The organism is Vibrio sp. 2096 (assembly GCF_033339595.1).
Classification (GTDB): Bacteria; Pseudomonadota; Gammaproteobacteria; order Enterobacterales; family Vibrionaceae; genus Vibrio; species Vibrio alginolyticus.
Genome location: NZ_JAWOUX010000058.1, coordinates 1 through 1,440 on the forward strand (window position 1 = coordinate 1; position 1,440 = coordinate 1,440).

Here is a 1,440-nt window from a genome sequence, read left to right on the forward strand (position 1 = left end):
AGTTTATGCAAGGAAAAGCAGATGCTTGAGGCTGAAAACAGCGTAAAATCAACGATGTATAAAATATGTTGTAAGTGGAAGTTCTTGAAAGTACCACAAACGTTGATATGTAGGTATATTTCCCGAAAATCTAGTTTACATAAGTAACCTTATCGGCAGTCATTTTGAATATCTATTCATTTCCCATGCATACAACAAATTTCCTGCTGCTATTTTAAAAATAAGATTCTTTTTGGAGTGATTTGTATGAAAAAGAAGCGATATATGAAGAAAAGAAAGAAAATGAATCTTTATTATGTGACGAATGGATATACAGGATATAGCCAAATACATCTGTATGTTATCGCGGAAAATCACGAGAGAGCAGAAGAGCTAGCTTCCAGAAGGTTTAGAGAAGAGGCTAGAAATAAAGATTATGCTGCAGTTCTTGCTAATTATAAAAAATTAGGATGGCCTACAGATCACTTAAAGGAATATCGTTATGATGAAAGTTATTGGACTGATTTAGATGTTTATTGTGAAGCAGAAGATGTATCGCAAGAATTTGTTTCTGATGTAAATGATTAAATGCTGCTTTTTATTTTGGAGGAGGGTAAAGGATGGAGTCTATAACAAAAATAATTGCTGATTTTGAAAAAAGAATTAACGATCTACAAAGAGATAATGAAGGTTTAATTCAAACGTTAAATTGTGTTTCAACAAGTGTAGAAGGATTAAGTCAAAAGGTTAGTATGTTAGAAGAGGGATTAGCGACGAAAGCGGATATAACTCATGTTCAATTAATAAATAAACAATCTGAAATAATTAAGAAGATTAACGGTAGTAAATCCATTTCTATGGATTGTAAAGTTGGAGTTTCATTAGGTGGAAGAGTTGTAGCAGAATCTATTGTCGAACATACAGCTGATTCAATCAAATGTGGCGTAATTAAAGGGAGTGAGATAAATGAAACTAGATAAACAAGAACAAGCTGTTGTAATTGGTACATTCATTTCAATGTTAGGACAGGACGTTGTAAATGAACGCATTGATAAAAAGAAATTAGAAAGTGTACTTCCTATCTTTAATGAAATGCAAGATAATACAACACCAAAGCAAAAAAGAGAAGCGATGATTAGTTTGCTGCGTAAAACGTTGGATGAATTCTTAGAAAAGTAGCCATAAAAAAACGGAAAAGTAACTCGTATTGGGGACGAATTACTTTTCCTGATGGCAATGTTAACTCTATTATAACAACTTGTATTATTTTGTTAAATATATAATCTTAATTTTCCATAAAATTATTTAGATATTATTGTGAGGTGGTGGTTATGGCCAAAGGTAAGGTACATACATGGCTGACAAAAGAAGGGTTACTAAAAATAGAAGGATGGGCACGTGATGGACTTGTAGACGAACAAATTGCTAAAAACATCGGTATCAGTCGTGCTACACTTAGTA

General features: G+C 32.4%; 3 protein-coding genes. All 3 read left to right on the forward strand.

Annotation, left to right across the window (positions count from 1 at the left end; genetic code table 11):
• Positions 1–246 precede the first annotated feature (246 nt).
• From R7Q41_RS23990 to R7Q41_RS24000, 3 genes are read left to right on the forward strand one after another with little or no spacing between them, the layout of a single operon-like run.
• Positions 247–567: a hypothetical protein gene (locus R7Q41_RS23990; RefSeq protein ID WP_277499336.1), complete on the forward strand. Its 321-nt coding sequence runs from the start codon at positions 247–249 to the stop codon at positions 565–567.
• Between the two features lie 32 nt (positions 568–599).
• Complete coding sequence (locus tag R7Q41_RS23995) at positions 600–959, forward strand: hypothetical protein (RefSeq protein WP_277499337.1); 360 nt, start codon at positions 600–602, stop codon at positions 957–959.
• Positions 946–1,158 (forward strand): hypothetical protein, encoded by a 213-nt coding sequence (locus R7Q41_RS24000; RefSeq protein WP_318144704.1) that lies wholly within the window; start codon positions 946–948, stop codon positions 1,156–1,158. The genes R7Q41_RS23995 and R7Q41_RS24000 overlap by 14 nt, the downstream gene beginning before the upstream one ends.
• Positions 1,159–1,440 lie beyond the last annotated feature (282 nt).

Excerpts from the sequence above, each read along its gene's own strand:
- R7Q41_RS23990 (WP_277499336.1), top strand. The coding sequence starts at position 247 with ATGAAAAAGAAGCGATATATGAAGAAAAGAAAGAAAATGAATCTTTAT.
- R7Q41_RS23995 (WP_277499337.1), top strand. The coding sequence starts at position 600 with ATGGAGTCTATAACAAAAATAATTGCTGATTTTGAAAAAAGAATTAAC.
- R7Q41_RS24000 (WP_318144704.1), top strand. The coding sequence starts at position 946 with ATGAAACTAGATAAACAAGAACAAGCTGTTGTAATTGGTACATTCATT.